Genomic DNA, 25,109 nt, shown 5'->3' on the forward strand with positions numbered 1-25,109 from the left:
GGCCGCGACAGCTCCAGCGCCCGGCGAGGACCGGGCACGGCGACGAGCTCGCCCCGGGCGGGGGCGGGCTGTATAGGCTTACGTGGCGAAGGCTATGAAATATTCGAAACATCCCCTTTCTCCGACGACCTGGTGATGGGTGAAGTGATGCGTCATGTCAAGGACGTGAAGCTGGGTGATCACCTGTGTCTGGCGTTCTCGCACGAGGACGAGCAGCGCGAGGTGGCCTCCGCCTTCGTCTCCGCGGGTCTGGAACGCCGGGAGCGGGTGGTGTACTTCACCGACGGGGCACCCGGGCGGGTACGTCACTGGCTGGAGGAGGCCGGGATCGACGTGACCTCGGCGATGCGGACGGGTCAGTTCGACGTCGTCTCCAGTGACGACGGCTACCTGCCCTCGGGCCGGTTCGACGCCGACACGATGATCACCACGCTGCGGCGCGAGATCGAGGCCAGCCTGGAGGCCGGTTTCACCGGGTTCCGGGTCAGCGGGGAGATGAGCTGGGCACTTCGCGACGCACCGGGCGTCGAACAGCTCGAGCAGTACGAACGCCGCGTCACCGCCCTGTTCGCCGAGGGACTGTCGGCCGCGATCTGCCAGTACGACACGCGCCTGTTCCCCGCCGACCGGCTCGACGCGCTGGCCGGCGGCCACCCGGACGACGTGCGGATGAACGCCCTGTTCCACGACGGCCAGCTCCGTGTCGTCCCGTCCTTCGACGCCGCCGGCGACCGGGTGCTGCGGGTGATCGGCACCGTCGACCACAGGAACACCACGGTGCTGAGCGACATTCTGGACGCCGATTCGAGCGCGGACATACGCTTGGACATGGCCGGTCTGGAGTTCATCGACGTGGCGGGCCTGCGCGACCTGGCACACGCGGCCGCCCGTCTCCCGCGAGGACGGCGCCTCCTGGTGCTGAACCTGGCCCCCATGCTGGGTGAGGTCGTCCGCCTGGTCGGCTGGGACCGGACACCCGGCCTGATAATCGACCCGGAGGCCCTCCCCGCATGAGCAGCACCACCGCCCAGCCCGTCGACGCGGCCTCCGAGCTGATCCACCAGGCACTGATCTACGACACCGACCGGGCCTTCCTCTCGGCGACCACCGCTTTCTGCCTCGACGGCCTGGCGCGGGACGACAGGGTTCTCGCGGTGACCACCGAGGCCAACATCGAGCTGCTGAGAGCCGGTCTGGGCGGCGTGGCGGACCGGGTGGAGTTCGTCGACGCGCGGGAGTGGTACGACGCGCCGGGCCGGACCCTGGCCGCCTACGACGCCTACGTCAACACCCACTCGCCCGCCCACCGGCGGATCCGCGTCATCGGCGAGCCCGTCTGGCACGGCCGCGACGAGCGGCAGGAGGCGGAGTGGACGCGTTACGAGGCGATGCTCAACGTCGCCTTCGCCGGCAGCCCCGCCTGGATCGTCTGCCCGTACGACACGCGGACACTGCCCGGGCGTGTCGTCGCCGACGCCCGTCGGACCCACCCGGACCTGCTGGTCGGCGGCGACTCCCGGGCGAGCCCGGAGTACGGCGACCCGGCGGCCTTCACCCACTCCGCCGACCGCCGTCCCCTGCCCCCGCCCCCCGCCGGGACAGCGGCGACCGTCCGGTTCGACGCCGACCTGTCCCTGATGCGGCGGTGGGTGAGCGCGTGGGCGGTCACGGCCGGCCTCCCGGACGGGCAGATCGACAAACTCCTGCTCGCCGTCAACGAGGTCGCCACCAACGCCGTCGAGCACGGCGGCGGGCACGGCGAGATCCGGCTGTGGACCGACGGCCCGGCCGTCGGCTGCGACGTCACCGACCCCGGGCACATGGACACCCCGTTTCCCGGCTACCTGCCGCCCGACCCCACCGGCCCGCGCGGTCACGGCATGTGGGTGGTCCGCCAGGTCTGCGATCTGGTGGAGATCCGCGCCGGCCGGCCCGGCACCCAGGTCCGCCTGCACCTGTCCGGCGCCTGACCCCGATCCGGGGGATCAGGGGGATCAGGGGTTCGGTGGGCGCCACATCGGGAACATCGGCGGGCCACCGGGCAGGTCCAGCGGCTCGCCGAGGTCCTCGTAGCCGTGGCGTAGATAGAGCCTGCGGCTGCGGGTGCTGCTGGCCTCCAGGTACGCGGGTGCCCCCGCCTCGTCGAGTCCCCGGTGATACTCCTCCAGCAGCCGGGTCCCCCTCTTGTGTCCCTGCCGTCCGGGGAGCACCGCGAGGAACGCCAGGTAGTGGTGCGGTTCGTGGGGATGGCGCCTGTCCATCTCCTCGCCCATCAGCTCGATGCGCTCCGCGTGGGGACCGGCGAACGCCGCCACCCGGGCGGCCCGGTCGGGGACCTCGGGAAGCGGCTCGACCCCCTTGTGGAGCCACACGGCCACGGCGGACATGTCGGCCGTCGCGTGGACCTCGCCGTGGACGAGGGCTCCCTCGGTGAGCATGGAGAAGAAGGAGGACAGCACCCGGCGGCGGTCGTCGTCCGGCGGGACCATCCAGGCCGACACCTCCTGCTCGTGGAAGGAGGTGGCGATGATCGCGCCGATGGTCTCGGCGGCCCCAGGAGCGTTCGGGACACGGATGATCTCGGTCATTCGTTCCCTCCCACGGCCGCCTGGGCGCCCAGCCCGATGTTGGCGTACACCTTCGGACGGCCGGCCCGCAGGGCGAGTCCCCACAGGACGCCGAGTCCCGCGGCGACGAAGTAGATGGCGGGCATGATCCAGCGGAGCGGGGAGTCGGGGGCCACGCCGAGCACGGTGTCGAAGTTGACCATGACGAGCACGATGACGACGAGCAGCAGGACGGAGGAGACGGCCGGGGCGATCCGGGTCCGCCAGGCGTTCTCCTCGTTGGGGTTCCTGGCGAAGAAGACCAGCACGGAGACCGAGGTGGCCGCCAGCATCATGAGCAGCCCCAGGCCGCCGAAGGACCCGACGGTGAAGAACAGCTGGACGACCGGGTCCAGGTCGAAGATCGCGTATATGACGATCGTGACCAGCCCGATGACGCTCTGGGCCACCGAGCCGTTGACGGGGGCGCCGGTCCGGGGGGAGGTACGGCCGAAGGTCTCGGGCAGGACCCTCTCCCTGCCGAGGGCGAAGACGTAGCGGGAGATCGTGTTGTGGAAGGCGATCAGCGCGGCGAACAGGCTCGTCACGAAGAGGAGGGAGCCGATGGTGGCGACGGTCGCCCCCAGGTGCTGTCCGGCCAGGTTGAACAGGAGGTTCGAGCTCTGCTCGCGGGCGGTCTCGACGATCTTGTCCGAGCCGATAGGCACGGTCATCGCCCACGACGACAGGGCGTAGAGCCCGGAGATGACGGCGAGCGCGACGTAGGTCGCGATCGGCACGGTGCGCCTGGGGTCCTTGGTCTCCTCGGAGAACACCACCGACGACTCGAAGCCCGCGAAGGACGCGATGCAGATCGCGACCACCGCCCCGATGCCGGGGACGAAGAGGTTCGACGGGTCGAAGACGTCGAGGCTGTAGCCCGAGGCCGACGGGTTGACCAGGTCCGCGATGTCGAACAGGACGACGACGGCTATCTCCGCCAGCAGCAGGACCGACAGGACCTTCCCGTTCACGTCCACCCGCATCAGGCCGAGCGCCCCGGTCAGCACCCAGGCGACCAGCCCGATGACCCACCAGGGCGGCGAGCCGCCGAACCAGCCGGCGATCAGCGGCTGGGCGGCCGCGCCGATCATGCCGTAGAGGCCAACCTGGAGCGCGTTGTAGGCCAGCAGCGCGACCCACGCGGTCGCCACCCCCACCGGCCTGCCGAGCCCCTTGGCGGTGTAGGCGTAGAACGCCCCGGCGTTGACGACGTGGCGGGCCATCGTCACGTAGCCGACGGCGAACAGGCCCAGGATGGCCCCGAGCAGGAGGAAGGCGAGCGGCACGCCGGTCACGCCGGTCGCGGCGTAGGCGGCGGTCACCGAGCCGCCGATGACGGTCAGCGGCGCCGCGGCCGAGATGACGAAGAAGACCACGGAGGGCACGCCGAGGCGGTCCTGGGCCAGCGCGGCCGAGACCGCGCCGGTTCTGCTCTCTGTCACGGACATCGGGGGACTCCTTGGAGTGAGGGGGGTGGGCTCACCGGCGGGTGATGACGGCGTCGCCGACGGCGGCCTCGGTCTGGGCGATCAGTTCCCGGAGCGGCGCGGGGAGGGCGGCCGTCGCGGCGGAGAGGTACGCCGGGTTCCGCTCCCACAGGACGATCTGGTTGCCGCCGGTCGCGGCGAGCAGTCCCAGCAGGACGCGGTCCTGGACGTTGAGCGGCTCACGGCGCTGGATCGCCAGGTTGACGCGCCCGACGGGCCATCCCGCGACGTTCACGTCGACCGGCACCCGCCTCCGCGACGGGCGCCTGCCGGGCGGGCGCAGCAGCCCCTCGTCGGTCATCCGGGCGGTCACGTCGGCGAGTGCCGTACGGGCGAGGAACTGCAGCCAGGTGCGGAAGCGGTGCGAGGGTTCGGCGACGATGTGCCCCAGGGCGGTCCGGGTGAGCGCGTCGCGGGGCGGCGCCGCGTCGAGGACGACGAGCCGGACGCGCCCCGCCTCCGATCCCACGGTTATCCGCCCGGCGAGCATCAGTTCTCCCAGTACGGCGGCGGCCAGCCCCAGGCCGGTCAGGCGGGCGTGAAGCCTCATCCGGCCGGTCGCGTTGTCGTGCATGACAAAGAACAGGTCATCGGCCAATCGGTTTCCTGAAAGATCAACTCCAACCACGAACGGCGATCGTATAGCTAAATCATTAAATTTGTCATTATGCGAACAAGATTCTGGCGATGGACGAGATGAGAGCTATGCGAATCGAAGAAGCGGTCAGATAGCCAAGAACCCGGAGCTATGCCGCAGACATCTCGAAGGCCCGCGAATCCAGAAATTTACTTATTTTTGGCCACCTGCGAGAAGGAGCCGGGAAGCGCCGGAACAGGGGGCGCCGGAGCCGCGACGACCCCGGTCAGGCGACTCCCGAAAGAGGAAATCCAGAAATCCCGATGAATCACCACGGGGCTTTGATACCGGCGTTCCGCTGTTTTGGGACCGGCGTAATGCCGTGGCGGCTTCCCCATTCCCGCCGGGGATGATAGCGGGAGGCACCCGCGCGGGACCGGACCCGGCCGACAGCGGGGCGCGCCCGCGCGGGACCGGACCCGGCCGACAGCGGGGCGCGCCCGCGCGGGACCGGACCCGGCCGACAGCGGGGGCACCCACGCGGGGCCGGGCCCGGTCACTTCGGATCGTCGGCGGCCACGCGCCGGTTCACCCGGGATCCTCAATTTTGATCATCAGATGTGTCACCAGCCGGTCCTGCGGCGTCGTGGCGGGGTTGGAGACGTACACCTCGCGCAGCGGGCCGCGGGGCGTGTGCCCCCGCTCCCCCACCCAGGCGAGCAACGCGTGCGTGGTGAGGGGGATCTGGTCGTACGCCCCGACATGGGTCGCCGACGCGTACAGGCCGCCCGGCAGGACGTCCGGGGAGGTCCCCGGGACGTCCCCGGACGTCTCCAGCGCGACGGCCACGGCCACCTCCTCCGCCATGTCGAGCGGGAACAGGCCGACCAGCTGCCCGTCTCCCGGCGCGCCCGCCGCCGCGAGCAACCGGGCCACGCACGCCGAGGTGACGGCGCCGATCCGCCCCTGGGGCGCGGTGTCCCGTACGGCGGCCACCCGCCGGGCGGGCTCGCGGACGACCGTCACCTCCGGCCGGGGCAGGCCCTCGGACAGGATGCGTTCGAGCGCGGCGAAATTGCGCTCGCGGCGCGCCAGGTCGGCCTCCATGCGGTCACGCACGCCGCCGAGCGCGCCCGCCTCGCCGGACAGCACCCGCCCGACCGAGGAGAGGGGTACGTCGAGGGAGCGCAGCAGGCCGATCAACATCGCGGGGCGTGCCTGTTCCGGTCGGTAGTAGCGGTAGCCGGTGTCCGGATCGACGTGGGCCGGGGGCAGCAGGCCCAGCTCGTCGTAGTGGCGCAGTTGCTTGACGCTGAGCCGGCACAGCCGTGCGAACCGCCCGATCGGCAGATGTTCCTCGTTCACGCCATCAGCATGGGGGCTCCCCCGGTGGGAGGGCCGGCCGGGCCCCGCCATCCCTCGATCTCCCCGGGGTCCGGGGCGGGTGCCGGACAACGGACGTGGCCGGGACCCGTTGTCACGGGTCCCGGCCACGCCGGGGTTCTCTCCTGGTCTACCGGTCTCTCGGCCGGGGCGCCGTCACCGCGCCGTCACCGCGCGGTCACTCATGCCCTCTCAACGGCCGTCGCAGCCCCGGGCGGCGAAGGCCAGGAACTGGGTGGCCTCGTCGCTGTCGAAGTTGTCGTCGGAGCCGACCACCAGCGTGCACTCGCCGTTGCGCAGGCGCGGGCCCCAGGCGAGGCTCTCCAGGTTCTGCAGCGGCGGCCGCACCGAGCCGAAGTCGGAGACCAGACGCTTGGAGACCGGGCGGTACGGGCGTCCGGCCAGGCTGTCGCGGTTCAGCACGTTCGTGGCGCCGCGCAGGTCGATCTCGTACAGCTTGGCCTTGTAGCCGACGCCCTCGATCCAGGAGCGCTCAAGGGCGAGGTAGCGGTTGTCGTCGATCGCCAAGAGCTCCGAGACCCCGCTGTCGAACTTGCCCGTCGGCGGGACCGGCGCCGCCGGGAGCTTGTCGATCTGGTAGGCGTACTGCCCGCGCGGCCGGCCGTCGCGGCCCCACACGGTGACGCGGGCCGCGGCGCCCTGGCTCACGGTCGGCAGCGCGCCGTCCTCGTGGCGCGGGCCCTCCGTGACGGCCGCGATGGTCCGCTCCCCGAAGGTCAGCCCCTTGAACCCGTGGTTGCGCCGGGGGCCGTTGTCGGTGGTGGTCAGCTTCAGGTTGCGGGGAAGGGGCAGCTCCCCGAGGTAGCGGCCCTCGGTGCTGGACCAGCGGACGGACATGTCGGAGACCGGGATGCCGGGGTTCGCCGCGTCCGGCCGGTCGCCCTCGTTGGCCCACAGCAGCCTGCGGCTCCACCGGTCGTAGCGGATCGACTCGGGGTCGGCGGACCTGGGCCGCCCGTAGGCCGGGTAGGGGGCCCCGCCGGGGCGCCGCAGGGTGGTGACCCCGGTGAGGTTCACCCTGGTGAAGGCCCCGGTGACCGGGTGGATGTCGAAGCGGCCGGTGTAGAAGCGGGCCGGGTTGTAGCGCCACCGGTCGTCGGATATGAGGTACCAGGTGCCGGTGCGGGGGTCACGGTCGATGCCTGAGAGACCGCCGACGGTGGTCCCCCGGAACCGCATCCTGTGCGGCAGGCGCTGCTCGCCGAGGAAACGGGTGATCCGGAGCTCCTGCGCCGGGGGCGCGGCCACCGTCGACGACCGCTCGGTCGCCGTCGACGCCTGCGCACCGGCCGCCCCGAGGCTGACCGCCGTCGCGAGCGCGGCCGCGAGTGCCATGATTCTTCGCGAATTGGTCATATGACTCTCCTCTTTCCAGAAATGATCCCGAAAGAACTGGCTGGAATATGAGATCGCGGATTGCCGAAAATTTCCACGAGAATCAACATTTCAATGCCCGATGGCCGCTCAATGACAGGTTGAAACACTCCATTTGCCACGCATTTAAATCACCAAGTCGGTGATCAGGACAAGCCATTTCAAAGCATGCGGGCACGGACGTCGCGGACGGCTTCGTACGGACGGCTCGCACCCCGGACGCGCACGCGCGGCGGGTGCCGGGCCGGGGTGGTGACCATGGCGGGCGTTCGCCCGCCCGGGGTGGCCTCGGGCGCGGGGAGTACGCTCGATGAGACGCCGACGACTCCGCCGGGTCTACTCCACATGGACGTCTGGACGGCGAAACATGGCGGACACCGATACCGAACCCGCGTGCGAGCTGCACCTGCGAATCGCCGGGCAGCCCCACGACCTGATGCTGCGGCTGCACGGCCACAGGCCCACCGAGGACGAGGTGGCGGGCTGGATGCGGGCCGGGTCCGTGGTCAGGCTCCAGGTCACCGAAACGGCCGGGCGGACACCTCACACCATGCTGGTGAATTTCGGCAGCGTAGTTTTTGCCTGGCTCTGTCCTTACCAGTCCGGCAGAGGGGTGAATCCGTGAGGTCGCGGGAGGCCGGAGACGGGCACATCTCGGGCGTGGCCCCCTCGACCGGCTTTTAACGGCCTTCGCGGACCACTGCCGCGTTCAGGCCGAACACAGATTCGGCGCGGAGAGAATGGTGGCCAATTATTTACGCATCTACCGCGACATAGTGGATCGAACGTAGTCCCCTGATACTGTCGGGGTGACGTAGCCCCCGCGATCCTCTGCGGGGTCGCGGCAGCCGGGCCCCGGCGAGGACGGCCCCCGGCGTCAGGCTTCGGCTCCATCCGTCACCACGCTGACCGATGGACGTCTTCACCGCGTGAGGCCCGCATCCGTGACCCGGAGCGGCCGATGACCGGAAGGCATGGCGTTGGCCTGTACATATGGATTTCTCAGCACCTACCCGCCCACGCAGTGCGGGCTGGCGACCTTCAACTCCGCCCTGGCGGCCCACCTCACCGAGGGCGGCGCCCGGGGCGGGATCGTCCGCGTCACCACGGAGGCCGACGACGAGCGCCCCGCGCCCGGGGTCGTGCACACCTGGGCACCCGGCGGGCACGAGAGCTGGAAGGCGGCGGCCTCCGCCCTGGAGCGGTACGACGTGGCGGTGGTCCAGCACGAGTACGGCATCTACCCCGGCACGGACGGCCAGGACGTCCTGCCGCTGCTGCGGCACCTCGTGGTGCCCAGCATCGTGGTCCTGCACACCGTGCTGACCAGGCCGTCCCCCCGGCAGCGAGGGCTGCTGGAGCAGATCGTGGAGGCCGCGGGCGCGGTGGTCACCATGACCGGCACCGCCCGTGACCGGCTGCTCTCCGGCTACCACGTCGACCCGGGCAAGGTGTCGGTCATCCCGCACGGGGCCGCCGACCACATGCGCGTCCCGGCCCGGCGCCACCCTCGGCCGCACCTGCTCACCTGGGGACTGATCGGCCCCGGCAAGGGCATCGAGTGGGCGTTGCGGGCGCTCGCCCTGCTGGGGGACCTCTCGCCCTCGCCCACGTACACGATCGCGGGAAAGACACATCCCAAGGTGCTCGAACACCACGGGGAGGCCTACCGCGACCGGCTGCAGCGGATGGGGGCGCGGCTCGGCGTGTCCGCCTCCGCGCGGTTCGACCCGGTCTACCGCGACCAGGCCTCGCTGATCCGGCTGATCCGCTCGGCGGACGTGGTCGTGCTGCCGTACGACTCGCACGAGCAGGTGACCTCCGGTGTCCTGATCGAGGCGGTGGCCGCCGGGGTGCCGGTCGTCGCCACGTCCTTCCCGCACGCCGTGGAACTGCTCACCGACGGGCCCGGCCTGCTCGTACCCCACGAGGACCCCGGGGCGCTCGCCGCGGCCGTGCGCCGGATCCTCACCGAGCCCGGCCTGGCCGAGGACCTCGGGAACCGCAGCCACGCCCTGGTCCCGACCCTGCTGTGGCCCGCCGTGGCGGCGCGCTACGAGGACCTCGCCCGGGGTCTGCTCACCGGACGCCCGGCAGCGGTGGCGGTGGCCCTGTCGTGACCCCCGCCACCCCCATGCCCCCCGCGGTCGCCTCCGCCATGCCCGGATTCCGGCACCTGGCGCGGCTGAGCGACGACACCGGCCTGTTCGAGCACGCCAGGCACGCCGTCGTCCGCCGCCAGCACGGCTACTGCACCGACGACGTGGCCCGGGGGCTCGTCGTCACCAGCCGCGAGCCGGCGCCGACCACCCAGGTACGGCGGCTCGCGGAGTGCTACCTGGCCTTCCTCACGCACGCGCAGGACGGCTCCGGCGCCTTCCACAACCGGCTCTCCCACGACCGGCGCTGGACCGACGAGCCCGGCTTCGGCGACTGGTGGGGGCGGGCGCTGTGGGGCCTGGGCACCGCGGCGGCCCGCAACCCGGCCCCGTGGATCCGCGACGAGGCCCTGATCTCCTTCGCCCTCGGCGCCACCGGGCGGTCCACGCACCCGCGCGCCATGGCCTTCGCCGGGCTCGGCGCGGCGGAGGTCCTGCGCGTCCTGCCCGGCCACGCCCCGGCCGCGGACCTGCTCGCGGACGCCGCCCGCGCGGTCGGCGTCCCGCCCGCCGACCCCGGCTGGCCGTGGCCGCAGCCCGAGCTGACGTACGCCAACGCCGCCCTCGCCGAGGTGCTCGTCGCGGCGGGCCACCTCGGCGGCGACGGCTCGATGCTCGCCGGCGGCCTGCGGATGCTGGCCTGGCTCCACGACATCCAGACCAGGGACGGGCGGCTGTCGGTCGTGCCCGTGGCCGGCTGGCGGCGGGACGCGCCGCGGGACCGCTACGACCAGCAGCCGATCGAGGTCGCCGCGCTCGCCGACGCCTGCGCCACGGCGTGCGCCGTCACCGGCGACCCCTCCTGGCAGGTGGGGGTACGGCGGGCGTGGGCGTGGTTCCAGGGCGCCAACGACCGGGGTACGGCGATGTGGGACATCGCGACCGGAGGAGGCTACGACGGCCTGACCCTGTACGGGCCCAACCTGAACCAGGGCGCGGAGTCGACCCTCGCGCTCATCTCCACCCTGCAGCACGCCGAGCAGCTGGCGCGCGAACGGAGTGAGGTCGTCTGAGGGGCGCCCTGCCCTGGTCACGGGACCGGCGGGGTGGTGTCATGGATGTCATGACGGGATATGACGCGACCGTCACCCGGCGTCGCGTCCCGACCGCACCCCCCGGAGGACGCCGAGCCCCGGCCGCACCCTCCGCGGGACTCCGTGTCCCGGCCGCAGCACCCCCCGCGGGACTCCGTGTCCCGGCCGCCCTCCCCGGAAGGCGTGGCGTCCCGGCAGGGAGCCGCGCCCCGGAGCCGAACTCCCCGGACGGGGTGTCATGACCATCCGAGACCTGGCCACCCGGCTCGACCGGACCCTCGCCGCCGACCCGCGACGGGTGATCATCAAGCTGTTCGTGCCCGGGGAGGACGTCGCCCTGGCACGGAGCCGGACCGCCGCCCTGGTCGACCGCATCGCGCTGCTCGGCCACGACGAGACCGCCGCGCTCCTGGAGGAGACGCTACGGGGGTTCGGCGACCGGCACCGCGACCTCGCGACGACCTTCCTGCACCACTACGACCTGGTCCGCCACCGGGTCCCGAGCCATCTCGACCTGCGACCGGCGGTCCGCCTCCTGGTCGGCGCCTACTTCAGCCACGAGTACTCCGTGGAGGGCGCCGCGCTGTGCAACCCCTCGATGGTCGCCCACCCCGACCAGTCCGGGCTGGAGCCGGGGCGGCTGCGCGTGGTGATCAGCACGCGGCAGATCGGCGAGGGCCACCTGTCGTCCATCGGGTTCGCCACGGCGGTGCTCGGCCCCGGCGACGAGCTCGCCGTCGGCGACCGCTCGGGGCCGCTGACCGCCGGGCCCCGGCACGGCCTTCCCCACCGGCGTGCCCTGCTCGCCGCCGCGATCACCGACGAGGGCTGGGACAACGAGGTCTCCGCCACCGTGCTGGGCTCGCTGCCCGAGCTCTTCGACGACGACGACTTCGAGCGGGCGGTCGCCCGGCTCCCCGCCGACCTGCTCGGCCGCACCACCACGCACGGCAACGTGGAGGATCTGCGCCGGGCGACCGCCTCCGACTACGCCGTGACCTTCCCCGCCGACGTCCCGATCGAGCGGCGGGTGCTCTGGCCCGCCACCGCGGCCGAGAGCAACGGGATGGAGGACGCCCGTTTCGTGAGGATCGTCGACGAGGACGGCACGCCCTCGTACCGCGCCACCTACACCGCCTACGACGGGCGGCACATCCGCTCGCGCATGCTCGCCAGCGACGACCTGCGGACCTTCGAGGCCACCTCGCTGCGCGGGCCCGCCGCCACCAACAAGGGGATGGCGCTGTTCCCGCGCCCGGTGGGCGGGCGCCGGCTGGCGCTGTGCCGCTCCGACGGCGAGACCCTCGGCCTGACCTCCCTCGGCGAGGACAGCAGGTGGCAGCCCCCGGTGCCGCTCCACACCCCTCGCCGCGGCTGGGAGCTGATCCAGGTCGGCAACTGCGGATCCCCCCTGGAGACCGAGTCCGGCTGGCTCGTCCTCACCCACGGCGTCGGCCCGATGCGCCGCTACGCCATCGGCGCGCTGCTGCTCGACCTGGACGAGCCGCGCCGCGTCGTCGCCGAGCTGCCCGGCACGCTCCTCACCCCCTGTGAAGCCGAGCGTGAGGGGTACGTGCCCAACGTCGTGTACTCCTGCGGGGGCCTGCTGCACGCGGGCGCCCTGTGGCTGCCGTACGGGGAGAGCGACGCCCGGATCGGGTTCGCCCGCGTGTCCCTCGCCACCCTGCTGGGGGCGATGCGGCCGCCTTCGGCCGGCGGGTAAGCCCCCTCTCTCCACCCGCCCTGCCGGCTCCGGCTCCATTGACAAAATAGTTTTTTACGTACAAGATTGATTTTGCGATGAGAGACGTCCTGTACCTGGAGCAGATCGAGCAGGCCGAGGCCCTGCTCAAGCCGCAGCGCATAGAGGTGCTGCGGCAACTCGCCGAGCCGCGCTCGTGCACCGAGGTCGCGGCCCTGCTCGACCAGACCCCGCAGCGGGTCTACTACCACGTCAAACGCCTGGTCGAGGCGGGCCTGGTGACCCAGGTGACCGAGCGCAGGGTGCGCGGCATCCACGAGGGCGTCTACCAGGCGAGCGCCCGTTCCTACTGGCTCTCGCCCCGCCTCGTCGGCCGGATCGGCCTGCGCGCGACCCGGGACGAGCTGAGCCTGGGCTACCTGCTGGATCTCATGGAGGAGGTCCAGGCCGACATCGGCGCGCTCGACAGGACCGCGCCGGAGCTGCCGTCCGTCGGCGTGTCCGGCGAGATCCGCGTGCCCCCCGAGCGGCGTCAGGAGTTCCTGAACGACCTCCAGACGGCGCTACAAGACCTTTTCACCCGTTACGGCGGCGCCGAAGGGGACGCCTTCAAGCTCGCCGTCGCCTGCTACCCCAAGGGAGACCCCCGTGAGTGAGCCGATGAAGCTGAGCGCGCGCGTGGCCGCACCGCTCAAGAAAGTCCACCACGCCCTGACCGACCCGGGCGAGCTGCGCGTCTGGCTGGCCGAGCACGCCGAGGTCGAGCTGCCGCACCGGTACGGGTTCTGGGGGCGCCACACCCCCGAGGGGGAGGCGCCCCGCCAGCGCCTGCTGCACGTCGACGACCACACGCTGCGCTTCGCGTGGCCGCTCGGCGGCGAGGAGACGGCCGTCGAGATCACCCTGGAGGAGGAGAGCGCGGAGTCGACCATCGTGTCGCTGACGCAGACCCACTTCGACCAGGAGGCCGCGCTCGCCGAGAGCGGCGTCCTGGGGACGCTGCAGACGTTCTGGTACCTGTCGATCGCGAACCTGGTCGACCACCTGGAGGGCCGCGTGCTCACGCCGAAGGCCGACTTCTCCTCCCCGGTCATGCGGGAGGAGATCGTCATCGGCGGCTCGCAGGAGGAGGTGTTCGACTCGCTCGTCGACCCCGAGAAGTTCAGCCGGTGGTTCGGCTACAAGGTCGACATGGAGCCGTACGTCGGCGGGCGGTTCGCGATGGGCGGCTTCGAGGCCGACGGCACGCCCGCGAAGGTCGTCGCGCTGGAGCCCGGCCGCGGCCTCTCCCTGGAGTGGCCGGGCCTCGGCGTCTCCAGCTGGGAGCTGGAGGGCTCGGGCGGCGCGACGCGGCTCACCTTCGTGCAGAGCGGCTTCGACGAGAAGAACCCCCCGTACGCCGGATGGATGGGCTGGCTCAGCGGTCTCGCCGAGCTGCGCCGCTTCCACGAGCTGAGCGACTGGCGCCCGATCTGGCTCGACCCGACCGTGTCCGACTCTCCGGAGCGGTGAGCGGCTGAGCGCACGGGGCGGGAACCGGCGGCCGGCCGCCTTTTCCCGCTCCGTGACGGCCGAGCCGCGAGAACGCCGAGAACGCAGCTGACGCGGAACTCGTTCTCCTGGGGGTCGAGCGTCGTCCGGGCGCTCACCAGCACATGACGGCCGCCTGGCCGGGGCCCCAGCAGGAATGGACACGCGCACGCAGGACGTAGCGGCGGCCCCTGAGCAGGTGGACGCGGAGGGACGCGTTGCGCGGGCACCCGCCGTCGTCGTCGCCCGCCAGATAGCGCGGGTCGCCGCCGACCTCCTCGAACAGCGCCAGCACCGTGTCGCACTCGCCGAAGACACCCACGGTGTAGTCACGGGTGGCGCGAGGTTCGATCACGAAGTCGCGCTGCTCCCCCGCCTCGGTGCCGAGCGGGGCGGAACGGAACGGCCGCAGCTCGGGCGGCGGCCCGGCGCCCGGAGGCGGGTACCAGCGGCGGGCGAACGCGGCGTCGGGCCCGGAGACGGTGCCCGGCGGCACGACCCCCGCCCGGTGGCACGGGGGTTCCAGGATGAGCCCCGGGCCGAGCCGGTACCCCATGACGGACAGCGGATCCCACACCGGGCCGTTCGCCTCGCTCTCGTCGAGCCTGCGGATGACGTTGTGGAACGTCCGCGACCTCGGCCAGAGGTTCGGCGGTCCCGCGAAGTCCTCGTAGACGGCCTCCTCGTCCCAGAGGATGCCCGAGTACGGGCTCTGGTGCTCGTGGACCATGCCGATGACGTGGCCGATCTGGTGCAGCACGGTGCCCCGGCCGGACGCCCCGGTGAGATCCCAGCCGAAGTTCACCGTGCGGGAGGCGGTCCCGACGCGCAGCGCGTCACGTCCCACGGCGGACCACGATCCGGCGTCCCGCCGGAACCCGATCCGTACCTCCGCCTCGGTAGGGTCGGCGACCTCGGCGAACTCCAGCCCGATGCCGAGGTCCTTCCACTCCTGGAAACCCCGGCGCACGGCGTCGCGCTGCCCGCCGTCGTCCCGCCGCTCATCCAGGAAGCAGTAGTGCAGGACCGTCCCGTTCAGCCAGGCCCGCCGCCCCGAGAGCAGGGCCGCGCGGCGCCTCCCCTCAAGCCCGTCCGGCGGCGTGTAGGCGGGGTACGGGGGGAGCGAGCAGTGCCGGACGCGCTCACCGCCGTCCGCCCTCATCGGGAACCCCGCCGTGTGGAGGCCCTCGCGCGCGGGCGTGGTGAGGAGATCAAGGAAACCGTGTCCACATGCCACGAGACTGGGGACGGAATCCCGGACACGCATGAGTAGGGCCTACTCAATTCCCGCGAGATCCCGGCCGCGTGTACGCGAGGCCCGCTCGATTCCCGCAGAGTCCCGGACGCGCACGCACGGGACCCGCTCGATCCCCACGAGACCCCGGACGCGCGTGTGCGAGACCCGCTCGATTTCACGTGTATCACGGACCGGCGGCATGGCTCATATCGCTGTGAGAAACCCACGGTCCCCCTGGCCCTTCACGGCCAGGACTGAGGAACTCGATCTCGTACGGCGGAGCCTGGCGGCCGGTCGCCGGGGCGTCGTCGTGACCGGCGCGGCCGGGGTCGGCAGGAGCCGCCTGGCCGCCGAGGCCGTACCCGTACCGCTGCCCGTGCTCGTGACCGAGGCCGTGACCGAGCCGGTTCACGCGCGGGTCGCGGGAACGCCGGACACCCTGGACACCCCGTTCGCCGCCTTCGCCCACCTCCTTTCCCGCCTCCCGCTCGGCGCGGGACCTTCCACCTCCCCGTCCCTCACGGGATCCTCCCCGCACCCCACGGGGCTTCTCTGCCCGCCGGACCCGATCGAGGCGCTGGACGGGGTACGTGTGCTCGTCGTGGACGACGCCCACCTCCTCGACGACTCCTCGGCCGCGCTCGTCCGCCGCCTGGCGCTCAGGGGGCGTACCCGCCTGCTCGTCACGGTCAGGGAGGGCGTGCCCGTGCCGGAAGACGTCTCCAGGCTCTGGAAGGAGGACCTCCTGCCGCGCGTGACACTGGCCGCCATGACGGAGCGCGAGTGCGGCGAACTGCTGTCCCGGGCGGTGGGCGGCTACGTGGACACCCTCACCGTCCGGCGCCTGCACCGGGCGAGCCGCGGTGACCTCCGCCTCCTGCGCGAGCTGGTCGTCGCCGTCCACGCCGGAGGGGACCTGAGCAACGTGTCGGGCACATGGACCTGGCGGGGCACTCCTCCGATGACGGCGCGCGTCAGGGAACTGGTCGAGGACACGATCCGCGACGTCGACGGGGAGGAACGGGAGGCGCTGGAGCTCATCGCGTCCGGCAGACCGCTGAGGCTCGTCATGTCCGGCGAACCGGCGGAGCCCACCTCGTCCGGCGAACCGCCGAAACCCACCGCGTCCGGAACGTCTTCGGGATCCGCCGTTTCTGGAACGCTCCCGGGACTCCCCGTGTCAGGTGACCCGCCGACCCCCGGCACGCCGACTTCGGGCGCACCGGGTGCCGGGACGGCCTTCGGGGTCCTCGAACGTCTGCGGACGAAGGGGCTGGTCACCGTGGACGACAGGCTGTCGGTCCGGCTCGCCCACCCGCTGCACGGCCCGGTGCTCCGGGCCGCCGCCAAGCGCCCGGGGGCGGGAGGGCCGTCCGGCGCGCCACGGCTCCCAGGGGCCACGGCCACGGCACTGGCGGACGAGTGCGAGGAACTGGCCGTACGCGCGTACGCGGGACACCTCTCGGGGATACCGCGCGGCGCCGGCGAGCGGATGGCCGAGGACGACACCGGCTGGGACGAGCCCGCGATGCCGGAGTTCTGCGCGCGGCGCGCCCGTGTCGCCCGGCTTCGCGGGGAGACCCGTGAGGCCGTCGCCTGGAGCCGCGAGGGACTGCGCCGTTCCCCCCACCACCACGGCTGCCTGGCCGAACTCGCGCACGCCTCCGCCTACATCGGCGACCTGACGACGGCACGACAGGCCCTGTCGCGCGGCCCGGCCCTCGGCGAGGACGCACGCACACGCGGGCGGCCCGCCTCCCGGGCCCGGCCCCCGGCCTCCCCGATCTCCCCGGCACCGCCGGAGGCCACCGCGGACGCGCGGTCGTGGGCGCTCGCCGCCGAGCGGGCACGGACCTGGACGCTCGCCGCCGAGGGAGACCTCGACGGGGCCCTGCGCTCCGCACTGCGCGCCGCCGGAGACACCCCGCTCAGAGACGACCCCCATGGAGACGACCTGTTCGCGCTGCACGACGTGGTGCGGCTCGGGACCCCCGAGCTGGTCGTCGACCGGCTCGGGAGGCTGGCCGAGCGCGCGGAGGGAGACCTCGCCCCCCTGCTGGCGCGGCACGCCCGAGCTCTGGCCAGGCGCGACGGTGAGGCACTGGACAAGGTGGCGCGGGGTCTCACCGACCTCGGTCTGCTGCTGCACGCGGCGGAGGCGTTCGCGCACGCGGCCCTCGTCCACGAGGACCGGCGCGCCTCGCAGGCCTCCAGGAACCGGGCCTCCGCGCTGGCGGGCGCCTGCCAGGGGGCGCGCAGCTCAGCCCTGGTCAACCTCGCGCTGCCGAGACTCACCGCGCGCCAGCGGCAGATCGTCAGCCTGGCCGCGGCGGGCCTGACCAACCGGCAGATCGCCGAGCAGCTCACCGTGTCGATCCGTACGGTGGCCAACCACCTGTGCGACGCCTACGCGCGGCTCGGCAGCAGCGACCGCGCCGGGCTGGGAAGGCTCTTCACCGTCGGCTGACGCGGTGGGCCGACCGCACACACCCGACCGCACCCGCCCTGCGGTCCGCCCTGCGGTCCGACCGGCGGTCCGACCGGCCACGTGCCGGAACCCACCCGGCCGGAAACACCGGACCCCGCCCGGCCGGAGGCGTCAGGCGCCGCCGATGGCGGAGAAGGACCAGCCGGTCGCCCGGTTGAGCGCGTCGCCGGGCATCGCCAGCCTGGCGTCGCGCAGGGCCTCGGCCATGCTCAGGCCGCGGCGCAGCCCCTCGTGCAGGGCGAGCATCAGCGGCACCACCGCCTCGTCGTCGACGGGCACCGAGCTCGCCACGATCCCGGCCGTGCCCAGCGGCAGCAGCGCCGTGGCGAGGCCGAGCAGCTCGTTCGCGCCGACCGGCTGCAGCCTGCCGGAGTCGCAGCTGGACAGGACGATGCGGTACGGGGCGCTGCGGAGCCGTTCGAGGTCGTGCACCGTGAGCGGGCCGTCGTCCATCCTCAGGGAGGAGAACATCGGGCTGTCGGAGCGGAAGGTGCCGTGCGCGGCGATGTGGGCGAGCCTGCTGCCGTCGAGCGCCGCGAGCACGGCCGGGGCGACCGCGGTGCCGGAACCCAGCACGGTCGCCTCCCCGTACCGCGCGGCCAGCAGCGGGACCTCGGCCCCGCCCGTCGCCAGGCCCGGCCCCCTGACCAGCACGACCCGCTCCTTCGACGGCGACGGCTCGATCCGCCGGGCGCGGAGCCAGGCGCTGGCGGACGGCGACACGCTCAGCACCCGCTCGCCCAGCGCCGGCAGCAGCGCCCAGGGCACGCCGTGCAGCCTGCCCGGCGGGACGACGACCACGGGGCCGTCCCCGAGGTGGCGCACGGCGGGACCGAGCAGCGTCTCCTGGAGGCGGCGCCCGCCCGCCTCCAGGACGGGCAACCGGCCCTCCGAGCCCCCGTACGCGATCCGTCCGAGGCCCGCGCGGGCGTGGTCGGCGTCGATCGCCGCGTCGGCGAGGCGTCCCGCGGCGAACCTGCGCACCCGGCCCCGGCCGCAGAGCAGGACGTGCAGCTCGCCGTCGACGGCGACGATCTCGATCAGCCACCCGTCGCCGAGCCCGTCGAGCAGGGGGCCCGCGTCGAAGCGGTGCCCGTCGAAGCCGCCCTCGCTGCGGGTGCGGAGCGTCCGGGCGCGGATCTCCTTCTCCAGCCGCCGCTGCTCGCGCTCCAGCGCGGGGACCGGCACGCCCCCCGGCCTCGCCGTGTCGACCCGGCTGCTGATCTCGCGGAAGGCCGTCACGTCGCGCAACATCTCGGGGTCGTCCGGGGGCCGGGTGGGCGGGACCGCGAGCACGGTGGCGCGCCAGCGCTCGCTCCAGCCGAGGAACCGGCGGGGACTCCCCCCTGTGAGAGTCGCCCGCTGCGCGAGCACGGCCAGCTCCGCCCCCTGCGCGCTGGCCCGCGCCCGCAGCTCCGAGGCGCCCAGGGTCATCCTGTGCTCGTCCAGCAGGTCGAGCCCCCGGCGGCAGGCGTCCAGCACGCCGCGCGTGCGTCCCGCCGCGGCCGCCCGGAGCGCCTGCGCCACCCAGCCGTCCACGCGGGCGAAGGCGGGCCCGCGTCCCCTGGTCCTCGCCGCGGCGGCCAGGTGCCGTTCCGCGTCGGCCTCCCAGCCGAGGGCGAGGGCGGTGCGACCGGCGAGCAGCGAGGCCTGGACCGCCTCGGGGGAGCGCAGCTCGGCCAGCCGTACCGCGACCTCGGCGGCGTCGCGCACCGAGCGGCCGGAGACCTTGCCCGCCGCGAACCTGGCCTGGACCAGCACCAGCCGGGCGTGGGCCTGCCACCAGTCGCGGCGCTGGCTGGAGAAGAGCCGGATGGCCGTGCTCGCGCGGGCGATCGCCGCGTTCGGCTCACCCGCCGCGATCGCGGCCCGCGCGGCGATCAGGAGGAGTTCGGCGCTGCGGGTCGTCTGCCCGCCCATGCGGTTCAGCTGTTCCGTGGCGGCGTCGGCCTCCTCCAGCGCCTCGCGCGCCAGCCCGGCCGCGAGCAGCACCCCGCACCGCCGGATGTGCAGCACGAACATGGGCGTGCCGAGGGCCTCGTAGCGCCTGGCGGCCTCGTCGAAGAGGCGCAGCGCCGCGGGCAGGTCGCCGGACCGGAAGGCCGCCAGCCCGCGGCTCTCGACGGCGTCGGCCTTGTCGTGCTCCTGGTCGGTGGTGTCCCACAGCCGCTCGGCGGCGACGAAGTCGGCCTCGGCCCGCTCGACGGACCCCATGGCCAGGTGGACGGTCGCCCTGAGCGTGAGGGCGCGCGCGGTCCAGATCGTGTCCCGGGCGCGGCGCAGGGTGGGGATGGCCCGCCGCAGGTCGTCGAGCGCCTCGCGGTGCCCGCCGAGGACCCACCAGGCGTAGCCCCGGCGGAACAGCACCCGGGCCCCGGTGACCCCGCTGCCCCTCTCGACGGCCGCCTCCAGCGCCGCCATCCCCTGTCTCGTACGGCCCGCGTGGATGAGGGCGGCGCCCAGGGTCGCCAGCACGTCGGCCTCGCGGTTCGGGGAACCGGACCTGGCGGCCAGGGCGCGGGCCTGCCGCAGGTGGCGGATCGCCACCCCGAGGTCGCCGAAGTCGCGGTGCCAGATGCCGATCACCTGGTGGGCGACGGAGGCGTCGTGCGGGGAGGGGGCGCCGGAAAGCCCCGACAGCACGGCCCGCGCTCCGGCCAGCGCGTCCGCCGGGCGGGCGAACACCAGGGGCAGCAGGGAGAGCGGGTCTCCCGTGGGCGGCGGGATCCGCGAGCTTCCCCCGGTCACGGATCGATGTTAGACGTGGTGTGTTCAGGGCGTCCATGCCGCGGAGCCCTCCGGGGGCACCCCCTGTCCGGCTCCGGCCTCCCGTTCGCGCCACGGAGTCCGTCCGGGGGGTGTATCAGTGGGGCACCCGGCGACTCTTAACCCGTGGCGACGTCAGGACATCGACGTCAGGACATCTCGGAGACAAGGACGGCGAATATGGCACCGGACAGGTTCCAGGAACAGTTCGACCAGATCCAGGACGCCATGGGGGACGACATCGTGCTCGCGGCGGGCTTCGAGGGCGAGGAACGCATGTTCCTCTACCAGAAGGGCTACATCCTCGCCCGCGCGGACGACGCCGACGAGGTCGCCTCGGTGGTCAGGGACGCCTTCGTCCGGGACCGCGGCGACGACTACCAGGCCGAGAACGTACGGGTGGAGCGGGACGAGAGCCCGGGCGGCGTGCTCAGGATCCGGGTCGGCGAGCCGGACAGGAGGGAGCGCTCCGGCGACAAGGACGTGTCCGACGCGCTGAGGGCCGTCGAGGACCTGGAGCGTGACAACGACGGGCGTCGCATGGCCTCCAGGAACCACATCGTGTCCATCGCGGTGAACTGCTGCCCCGGCGACGAGCCGGTGCCGGTGTCCCGGTGCGAGTCGCCGAACCCGGGGGTGGCCGAGTTCTCCGCCGAGGGGGAGGTGCCGGTGTCCGTCCTCGTGGTCGACACCGGGCTGGTGGAGAACTACATGTCGCACCCGTGGCTGCACCGCGTCAAGGGCGAGGGCAAGGAGGTCGAGCTCGACGACGAGGGCATCCTCAAGCAGTACGTCGGGCACGGCACCTTCATCGCCGGTCTGGTCAGCGCCGTCGCGCCCGGCACCGACGTCACCGTGCACGGCACGCTCGTCGACGCGGGCGCCATCAGCGAGAAGGACCTGGGCGACAAGCTGCTCGGCGGGATGCTCCCGGCGGAGCGCTGGCCCGACATCATCAGCCTGTCCGCGGGGACGCCGAGCACGTGCGCGCAGACGCTCCTGGGGCTCGAACGCTTCATGGACGCGCTGATGGACCACCCCGAGACGCTGCTCGTGGCGGCCGCGGGCAACAACGGCAACGACGTGAGGTTCTGGCCCGCGGCCTACGCCGACCAGCCCGAGTACGCCGGTGCCGTCGTGTCGGTGGGGGCGCTGAGGAGGGACGGCACGGCCCGCGCCTGCTTCAGCAACCACGGGCCGTGGGTGACGACGTACGCGCCCGGCGAGCGCCTGGTGAGCGCCTTCACCGCGGTGGACCCCACCCCCGCCGCGTACGACTACCAGCACTCCACCTTCGACCACTGCCGGTACGGCCACCACTACGACTGCACCTGCCAGTTCCCCCCGCACCGGGGCGAGCTCACCGAGAAGATGAAGGAGTCGCCGACCGCCGTCCGCGAACGCGTCCTGTTCGACGGCCTGGCGGAGTGGAGCGGCACCTCCTTCTCCACGCCCCTGGTGGTCGGCATGATCGCCAACTACATGATGCGGCACGAGGGGATCCGTTCCCGGGAGGCCGCCGGGAGGCTGCTGGCCGAGACCCCCGTCGGCAGGCTGCAGAGCGTCCCCGGACCGGCCCTCATCCCCTCCACCTGGACGCCGGCGAGCGTGCAAAGTGTTTCGGCCCCCCGCTGAAAACCACTGCGGGCGGACAGGCCCTACGTCGTACGATGACAGTCCCGAAAGCAAGGGGACGTCACCGTGGACCGAGAATCGATCGGCATCCTCTTCCGCGCCGCGGTGGACACCGACGACGCCGCCGCGTGGAAATCCCTGGTGGAAGGTCTCAGCCCTCTTGTGTGGTCCGTCGTGCGCGCCCACGGGCTGAGGGACGCGGACGCGCAGGAGGTCTACCAGACGACCTGGTTCCGGCTCGCCCAGAACCTCACGCGGATCCGCGAACCGGAGAAGGCCGGCGCGTGGCTGGCCAGCACGGCGCGCAACGAGTGCGTCAAGGTGATCAGGGCCGCCCGGCGGGTCTCGCCGAGCGGCGACCCCGAGGTGTTCGACCGCGTCGCCGACGACCGCACCCCCGAGCAGGCGCTGATCGACTCCGAGGACGCCGCGAGGGAGCGGGAGCGGGCACGGGCGACCTGGCAGGCCTTCCAGGAGCTCGGTGAGAGCTGCCAGCGGTTGCTGCGCCTGCTCACGGCCTCGCCGCCGTTCAGCTACCAGGAGGTGTCGGCGACGCTCGGCATCGCCGTCGGGAGCATCGGGCCGATCAGGCAGCGCTGCCTGCGACGGCTGCGCGTCCTCCTGGGCAGGCGGGGTTTCCAATGAGCGCGGGGTTCCCGATGAGCGACGACGAGCTGGAGGCGGAGCTGCGCCGCGCCGTCGAGCTGTTCGATCCCGTTCCCTCGCATCTCATGCAGGTCGCGGTCGAGGCGTACACACTGCGCACGCTCGACACGGAGCTGGCCGAGCTGGTCTTCGACTCCCTGAGCGGGTCCTCGCAGGTGCGGGGTGAGAGGCAGCCGCGCATGCTCACCTTCCAGGGCGCGGGGCTCACCGTCGACCTGGAGGTCACCGTGACCGCCACCGGCGGGCGGGTGGTGGGCCAGCTGATGCCGCCGCGCCACCTTGAGGTCGAGGTCCTGGGCGGCCGTCCGGTCACGCTCACGGCCGACGACCTGGGCAGGTTCATCTACGACGACGTTCCCGCCGGGCCGTTCAGCCTCCGCTGCCGTCTCGGGGACGCGACGGTCGTCACCGAGTGGATCACCGTCTGACGGCGGCTCGTACGGTGTGTCCGGGTCACAAGGTTCTTGAAGCCGGGGAGGACATGCGCGCGGCCGGGTGGAATCGCCGTCTGACGGCGGCCCGCGCGGTGGGCGCGGCTCCCGTCGTACGCTCGTCCGCGTCCCCTGACGAACCCCGGGTTTCGGTGCCCGGGCGGGGGTAGGCGACCTGGTAGACGATAGGGGGACTCATGGGTGACCGCCGGGCCGTGCCCGAGTTGATGGGTGAGAACGACGTCGTGGACCTGCTGATGCGCCAGCACACGATGATCAGAGATCTGTTCGACGAGGTCGAGGAGTCCCCCACCGGAGCACAGCGGGCCGAGGCCTTCGAGCGTCTCGTACGGCTGCTGGCGGTGCACGAGACCGCCGAGGAGGAGGTCGTGCACCCCTACGCGCGCCTCACGATCCCCAACGGGGACGAGGTGGTCCGCGAACGCCTCGCGGAGGAGAGGGAGGCGAAGCAGATGCTCGCCGAACTGGAGGGGATGGGCACCGGCCACCCCGGCTTCTCCGCGCGTCTCCAGGTGCTGCGGGCGGCGGTGCTGGCCCATGCCCGCGCCGAGGAGTGCCACGAGTTCGCCCAGTTGCGCGCCCGGACGAGCGTGGCCGAGCGCCGGGCGCTGGCGGCCGGGGTGAAGGCGGCCGAGGCGCTGGCCCCGACCCACCCGCACCCGGGTACGGAGTCGATGGTCATGAACCTGCTGTTCGGGCCGCCCCTGGCGATCGTGGACCGGACGCGCGACGTGATCCGCCAGGTCCTGCGGACGCAGGGCGGCTGAGGCACGCGTCTCCCCCGCCGCTCTCGTCGGCGTTGACCGGCCGCCGGAACCGGGGCCGGGACGGATGGGAACCGAGGCCAGGGGTCAGGGAGCCGGGGAGCTCGGTTTCGGGGTCCGGGAGGCGGGGTCCGGGGAGGCGGGGTCCCGGGGTCCGGGGAGGCGGAGCCCGGAAGCCTGGTCACGACCTCGTCGTCGCGCGCGCCTCCCGCAGCGAGGAGGCGCCGCGACGCCAGTGGCTCATGACGTGCTCGGCGAAGAGCCGGTCCAGGGTCAGGGCGCAGGCCGCCCCGTACAGGACGTCACCGGCCCGCGAGGGGTACCGCGCCGCGAACCCGCCGCACAGGTCGTCGGCGGCGATCCGCTCGCGCGTGGCGCCGGCGCGCGCCCGCTCGTCGTAGAAACGCCTCACCGCCTCGCCGCCACCCAGCCTGCGCAGGCCCAGGGAGTACAGGTGGCAGGACGCCGAGAAGGTCGTCTCGACCGCCGCCAGGTGGCCCAGCGACGCTCCGAGGTGGCGCCGGTGCAGCCCGAACAGCGACATGGCGTTGGAGACGGCCAGCGTGATCGCCGGGACCCGGTCGAGATGGGCGCCGTAGGAGTCGTCCATGCCCAGCCCGCGCAGGGTGGCCCGGAACAGCTCCGAGCGCGTCCGCTCGGCCCGCCCGCCGCCGTACGCGTGCGCCTGGATCCCCGCCGGCGCGGCCTTGGGACGGTCGCTCAGGCGGGGGATCGCCCAGGTGCGCGGGTCGGTCTCCTTGAGGTGGTGGATCGACCGGTGCGCGGCGAACTCGCGGAACTGCTCCGGGCCGGCCCGCTCCCGGAGGAACCCCGCCAGATCGGGCCCGTCCACGGCGGCGGCGGCCACCAGCTCGGCCAGCGCCTGGCGCGTCTGCTCGGGCCGCGAGCCCGGCGGATACCGTACGGCCCGCGCCAGCCCCTCCTCGAACCGCGCCTCCAGGATCTCCCGTACCTCCAGCAGGGAGGGGTTCCACTCCCACCGGTCGTCCACGCCCTCGAAGCCCTGATGGTGCAGCTCGTAACAGACGAAGAGGGCGAGCTGCACGTCCTCGTCCTCAAGCACCGGGCCCGCGAACCGCGCCGGGAACGACAGGAGCGGGAGCGAGAGGAGACCGAAGCGGTGCGGCGGGCGCACCAGCCGTTCGAAGAGCAGGGAGGTGATCGGCCCTCGCACGGCGGGCAGCGCGGGAGCGTCACCGGGAGC

21 protein-coding genes are annotated in these 25,109 nt (G+C 72.9%); 13 read left to right on the forward strand and 8 right to left on the reverse strand.

All coding sequences use genetic code 11. The features are described from left to right. Window positions 1–147: 147 nt before the first annotated feature. Both ACFYWM_RS38385 and ACFYWM_RS38390 read left to right on the forward strand, forming a co-directional pair. Entirely contained in the window at window positions 148–1,014 is an 867-nt protein-coding gene (locus ACFYWM_RS38385; protein WP_389924705.1) for an MEDS domain-containing protein, read from the forward strand. Beyond that, window positions 1,011–1,970, forward strand: coding sequence for an anti-sigma factor RsbA family regulatory protein (locus ACFYWM_RS38390; protein WP_389924708.1), 960 nt, complete (start codon window positions 1,011–1,013; stop codon window positions 1,968–1,970). The genes ACFYWM_RS38385 and ACFYWM_RS38390 overlap by 4 nt, the downstream gene beginning before the upstream one ends. 24 nt (window positions 1,971–1,994) lie before the next feature. Here the strand turns inward: ACFYWM_RS38390 and ACFYWM_RS38395 are convergent, their stop codons facing one another. From ACFYWM_RS38395 to ACFYWM_RS38415, 5 genes are all read right to left on the reverse strand, one after another. Beyond that, entirely contained in the window at window positions 1,995–2,588 is a 594-nt protein-coding gene (locus ACFYWM_RS38395; protein ID WP_389924711.1) for a GNAT family N-acetyltransferase, read from the reverse strand. Continuing rightward, window positions 2,585–4,057, reverse strand: coding sequence for an APC family permease (locus ACFYWM_RS38400; protein WP_389924714.1), 1,473 nt, complete (start codon window positions 4,055–4,057; stop codon window positions 2,585–2,587). Before ACFYWM_RS38400 ends, ACFYWM_RS38395 begins: the two co-directional genes overlap by 4 nt. Window positions 4,058–4,088: 31 nt before the next feature. Then, window positions 4,089–4,694 (reverse strand): GPP34 family phosphoprotein, encoded by a 606-nt coding sequence (locus tag ACFYWM_RS38405; RefSeq protein WP_389924716.1) that lies wholly within the window; start codon window positions 4,692–4,694, stop codon window positions 4,089–4,091. 567 nt (window positions 4,695–5,261) lie between these two features. Then, window positions 5,262–6,038 (reverse strand): MerR family transcriptional regulator, encoded by a 777-nt coding sequence (locus ACFYWM_RS38410; protein WP_389924719.1) that lies wholly within the window; start codon window positions 6,036–6,038, stop codon window positions 5,262–5,264. Window positions 6,039–6,248: 210 nt separating this feature from the next. After that, window positions 6,249–7,433: an esterase-like activity of phytase family protein gene (locus tag ACFYWM_RS38415; protein WP_389924722.1), complete on the reverse strand. Its 1,185-nt coding sequence runs from the start codon at window positions 7,431–7,433 to the stop codon at window positions 6,249–6,251. A gap of 385 nt (window positions 7,434–7,818) precedes the next feature. On the opposite strand from ACFYWM_RS38415, the gene ACFYWM_RS38420 reads away from it, so the two are divergent. From ACFYWM_RS38420 to ACFYWM_RS38445, 6 genes are all read left to right on the forward strand, one after another. Beyond that, a complete protein-coding gene (locus tag ACFYWM_RS38420) occupies window positions 7,819–8,076 on the forward strand; it encodes a hypothetical protein (RefSeq protein WP_389924725.1) in 258 nt (85 codons plus the stop codon). A gap of 349 nt (window positions 8,077–8,425) precedes the next feature. Continuing rightward, window positions 8,426–9,571 carry a glycosyltransferase gene (locus ACFYWM_RS38425; protein WP_389924728.1) on the forward strand — a complete coding sequence of 382 codons (1,146 nt, stop codon included), beginning with the start codon at window positions 8,426–8,428 and terminating at the stop codon, window positions 9,569–9,571. Continuing rightward, a complete protein-coding gene (locus ACFYWM_RS38430; protein ID WP_389924731.1) occupies window positions 9,568–10,623 on the forward strand; it encodes a glycosyltransferase in 1,056 nt (351 codons plus the stop codon). The genes ACFYWM_RS38425 and ACFYWM_RS38430 overlap by 4 nt, the downstream gene beginning before the upstream one ends. A 259-nt stretch (window positions 10,624–10,882) precedes the next feature. Then, window positions 10,883–12,367, forward strand: coding sequence for a glycoside hydrolase family 130 protein (locus ACFYWM_RS38435; RefSeq protein WP_389924734.1), 1,485 nt, complete (start codon window positions 10,883–10,885; stop codon window positions 12,365–12,367). 77 nt (window positions 12,368–12,444) lie between these two features. Beyond that, window positions 12,445–13,002: a helix-turn-helix domain-containing protein gene (locus ACFYWM_RS38440; protein WP_389924736.1), complete on the forward strand. Its 558-nt coding sequence runs from the start codon at window positions 12,445–12,447 to the stop codon at window positions 13,000–13,002. Further along, entirely contained in the window at window positions 12,995–13,858 is an 864-nt protein-coding gene (locus ACFYWM_RS38445; RefSeq protein WP_389924738.1) for an SRPBCC family protein, read from the forward strand. Before ACFYWM_RS38440 ends, ACFYWM_RS38445 begins: the two co-directional genes overlap by 8 nt. A gap of 133 nt (window positions 13,859–13,991) precedes the next feature. Here the strand turns inward: ACFYWM_RS38445 and ACFYWM_RS38450 are convergent, their stop codons facing one another. Then, window positions 13,992–15,038 (reverse strand): M12 family metallopeptidase, encoded by a 1,047-nt coding sequence (locus ACFYWM_RS38450; RefSeq protein ID WP_389924741.1) that lies wholly within the window; start codon window positions 15,036–15,038, stop codon window positions 13,992–13,994. A gap of 289 nt (window positions 15,039–15,327) precedes the next feature. Between ACFYWM_RS38450 and ACFYWM_RS38455 the strand changes: the two genes are divergently transcribed. Next, a complete protein-coding gene (locus tag ACFYWM_RS38455; RefSeq protein ID WP_389924744.1) occupies window positions 15,328–17,580 on the forward strand; it encodes a LuxR C-terminal-related transcriptional regulator in 2,253 nt (750 codons plus the stop codon). Between the two features lie 132 nt (window positions 17,581–17,712). Here the strand turns inward: ACFYWM_RS38455 and ACFYWM_RS38460 are convergent, their stop codons facing one another. Then, window positions 17,713–20,349 carry a CHAT domain-containing protein gene (locus ACFYWM_RS38460; RefSeq protein ID WP_389924746.1) on the reverse strand — a complete coding sequence of 879 codons (2,637 nt, stop codon included), beginning with the start codon at window positions 20,347–20,349 and terminating at the stop codon, window positions 17,713–17,715. A 198-nt stretch (window positions 20,350–20,547) separates the two neighbouring features. On the opposite strand from ACFYWM_RS38460, the gene ACFYWM_RS38465 reads away from it, so the two are divergent. From ACFYWM_RS38465 to ACFYWM_RS38480, 4 genes are all read left to right on the forward strand, one after another. Continuing rightward, on the forward strand, window positions 20,548–22,002 hold the full coding sequence (locus tag ACFYWM_RS38465; RefSeq protein WP_389924748.1) for a S8/S53 family peptidase: 1,455 nt from the start codon (window positions 20,548–20,550) through the stop codon (window positions 22,000–22,002). Window positions 22,003–22,068: 66 nt separating this feature from the next. Then, entirely contained in the window at window positions 22,069–22,647 is a 579-nt protein-coding gene (locus tag ACFYWM_RS38470) for an RNA polymerase sigma factor (RefSeq protein ID WP_389924751.1), read from the forward strand. Window positions 22,648–22,661: 14 nt separating this feature from the next. Then, a complete protein-coding gene (locus ACFYWM_RS38475; RefSeq protein WP_389924754.1) occupies window positions 22,662–23,096 on the forward strand; it encodes a hypothetical protein in 435 nt (144 codons plus the stop codon). Window positions 23,097–23,296: 200 nt separating this feature from the next. Next, complete coding sequence (locus ACFYWM_RS38480; RefSeq protein ID WP_389924757.1) at window positions 23,297–23,887, forward strand: hemerythrin domain-containing protein; 591 nt, start codon at window positions 23,297–23,299, stop codon at window positions 23,885–23,887. A gap of 178 nt (window positions 23,888–24,065) precedes the next feature. On the opposite strand, the gene ACFYWM_RS38485 is transcribed toward ACFYWM_RS38480, so the two are convergent. Further along, window positions 24,066–25,079: an iron-containing redox enzyme family protein gene (locus ACFYWM_RS38485; RefSeq protein WP_389924760.1), complete on the reverse strand. Its 1,014-nt coding sequence runs from the start codon at window positions 25,077–25,079 to the stop codon at window positions 24,066–24,068. Window positions 25,080–25,109: the final 30 nt, after the last annotated feature.

The organism is Streptosporangium sp. NPDC002721, from assembly GCF_042888905.1.
Classification (GTDB): domain Bacteria; phylum Actinomycetota; class Actinomycetes; order Streptosporangiales; family Streptosporangiaceae; genus Streptosporangium.

What these genes read in the sequence shown, in the direction of transcription:
- ACFYWM_RS38475 (WP_389924754.1), top strand. Translation starts at nt 22,662, where the DNA reads ATGAGCGACGACGAGCTGGAGGCGGAGCTGCGCCGCGCCGTCGAGCTG.
- ACFYWM_RS38395 (WP_389924711.1), bottom strand. Translation starts at nt 2,588, where the DNA reads ATGACCGAGATCATCCGTGTCCCGAACGCTCCTGGGGCCGCCGAGACC.
- ACFYWM_RS38450 (WP_389924741.1), bottom strand. Translation starts at nt 15,038, where the DNA reads ATGAGGGCGGACGGCGGTGAGCGCGTCCGGCACTGCTCGCTCCCCCCG.
- ACFYWM_RS38465 (WP_389924748.1), top strand. Translation starts at nt 20,548, where the DNA reads ATGGCACCGGACAGGTTCCAGGAACAGTTCGACCAGATCCAGGACGCC.
- ACFYWM_RS38420 (WP_389924725.1), top strand. Translation starts at nt 7,819, where the DNA reads ATGGCGGACACCGATACCGAACCCGCGTGCGAGCTGCACCTGCGAATC.
- ACFYWM_RS38390 (WP_389924708.1), top strand. Translation starts at nt 1,011, where the DNA reads ATGAGCAGCACCACCGCCCAGCCCGTCGACGCGGCCTCCGAGCTGATC.
- ACFYWM_RS38415 (WP_389924722.1), bottom strand. Translation starts at nt 7,433, where the DNA reads ATGACCAATTCGCGAAGAATCATGGCACTCGCGGCCGCGCTCGCGACG.
- ACFYWM_RS38440 (WP_389924736.1), top strand. Translation starts at nt 12,445, where the DNA reads ATGAGAGACGTCCTGTACCTGGAGCAGATCGAGCAGGCCGAGGCCCTG.
- ACFYWM_RS38400 (WP_389924714.1), bottom strand. Translation starts at nt 4,057, where the DNA reads ATGTCCGTGACAGAGAGCAGAACCGGCGCGGTCTCGGCCGCGCTGGCC.
- ACFYWM_RS38425 (WP_389924728.1), top strand. Translation starts at nt 8,426, where the DNA reads ATGGCGTTGGCCTGTACATATGGATTTCTCAGCACCTACCCGCCCACG.
- ACFYWM_RS38480 (WP_389924757.1), top strand. Translation starts at nt 23,297, where the DNA reads ATGGGTGACCGCCGGGCCGTGCCCGAGTTGATGGGTGAGAACGACGTC.
- ACFYWM_RS38435 (WP_389924734.1), top strand. Translation starts at nt 10,883, where the DNA reads ATGACCATCCGAGACCTGGCCACCCGGCTCGACCGGACCCTCGCCGCC.
- ACFYWM_RS38385 (WP_389924705.1), top strand. Translation starts at nt 148, where the DNA reads ATGCGTCATGTCAAGGACGTGAAGCTGGGTGATCACCTGTGTCTGGCG.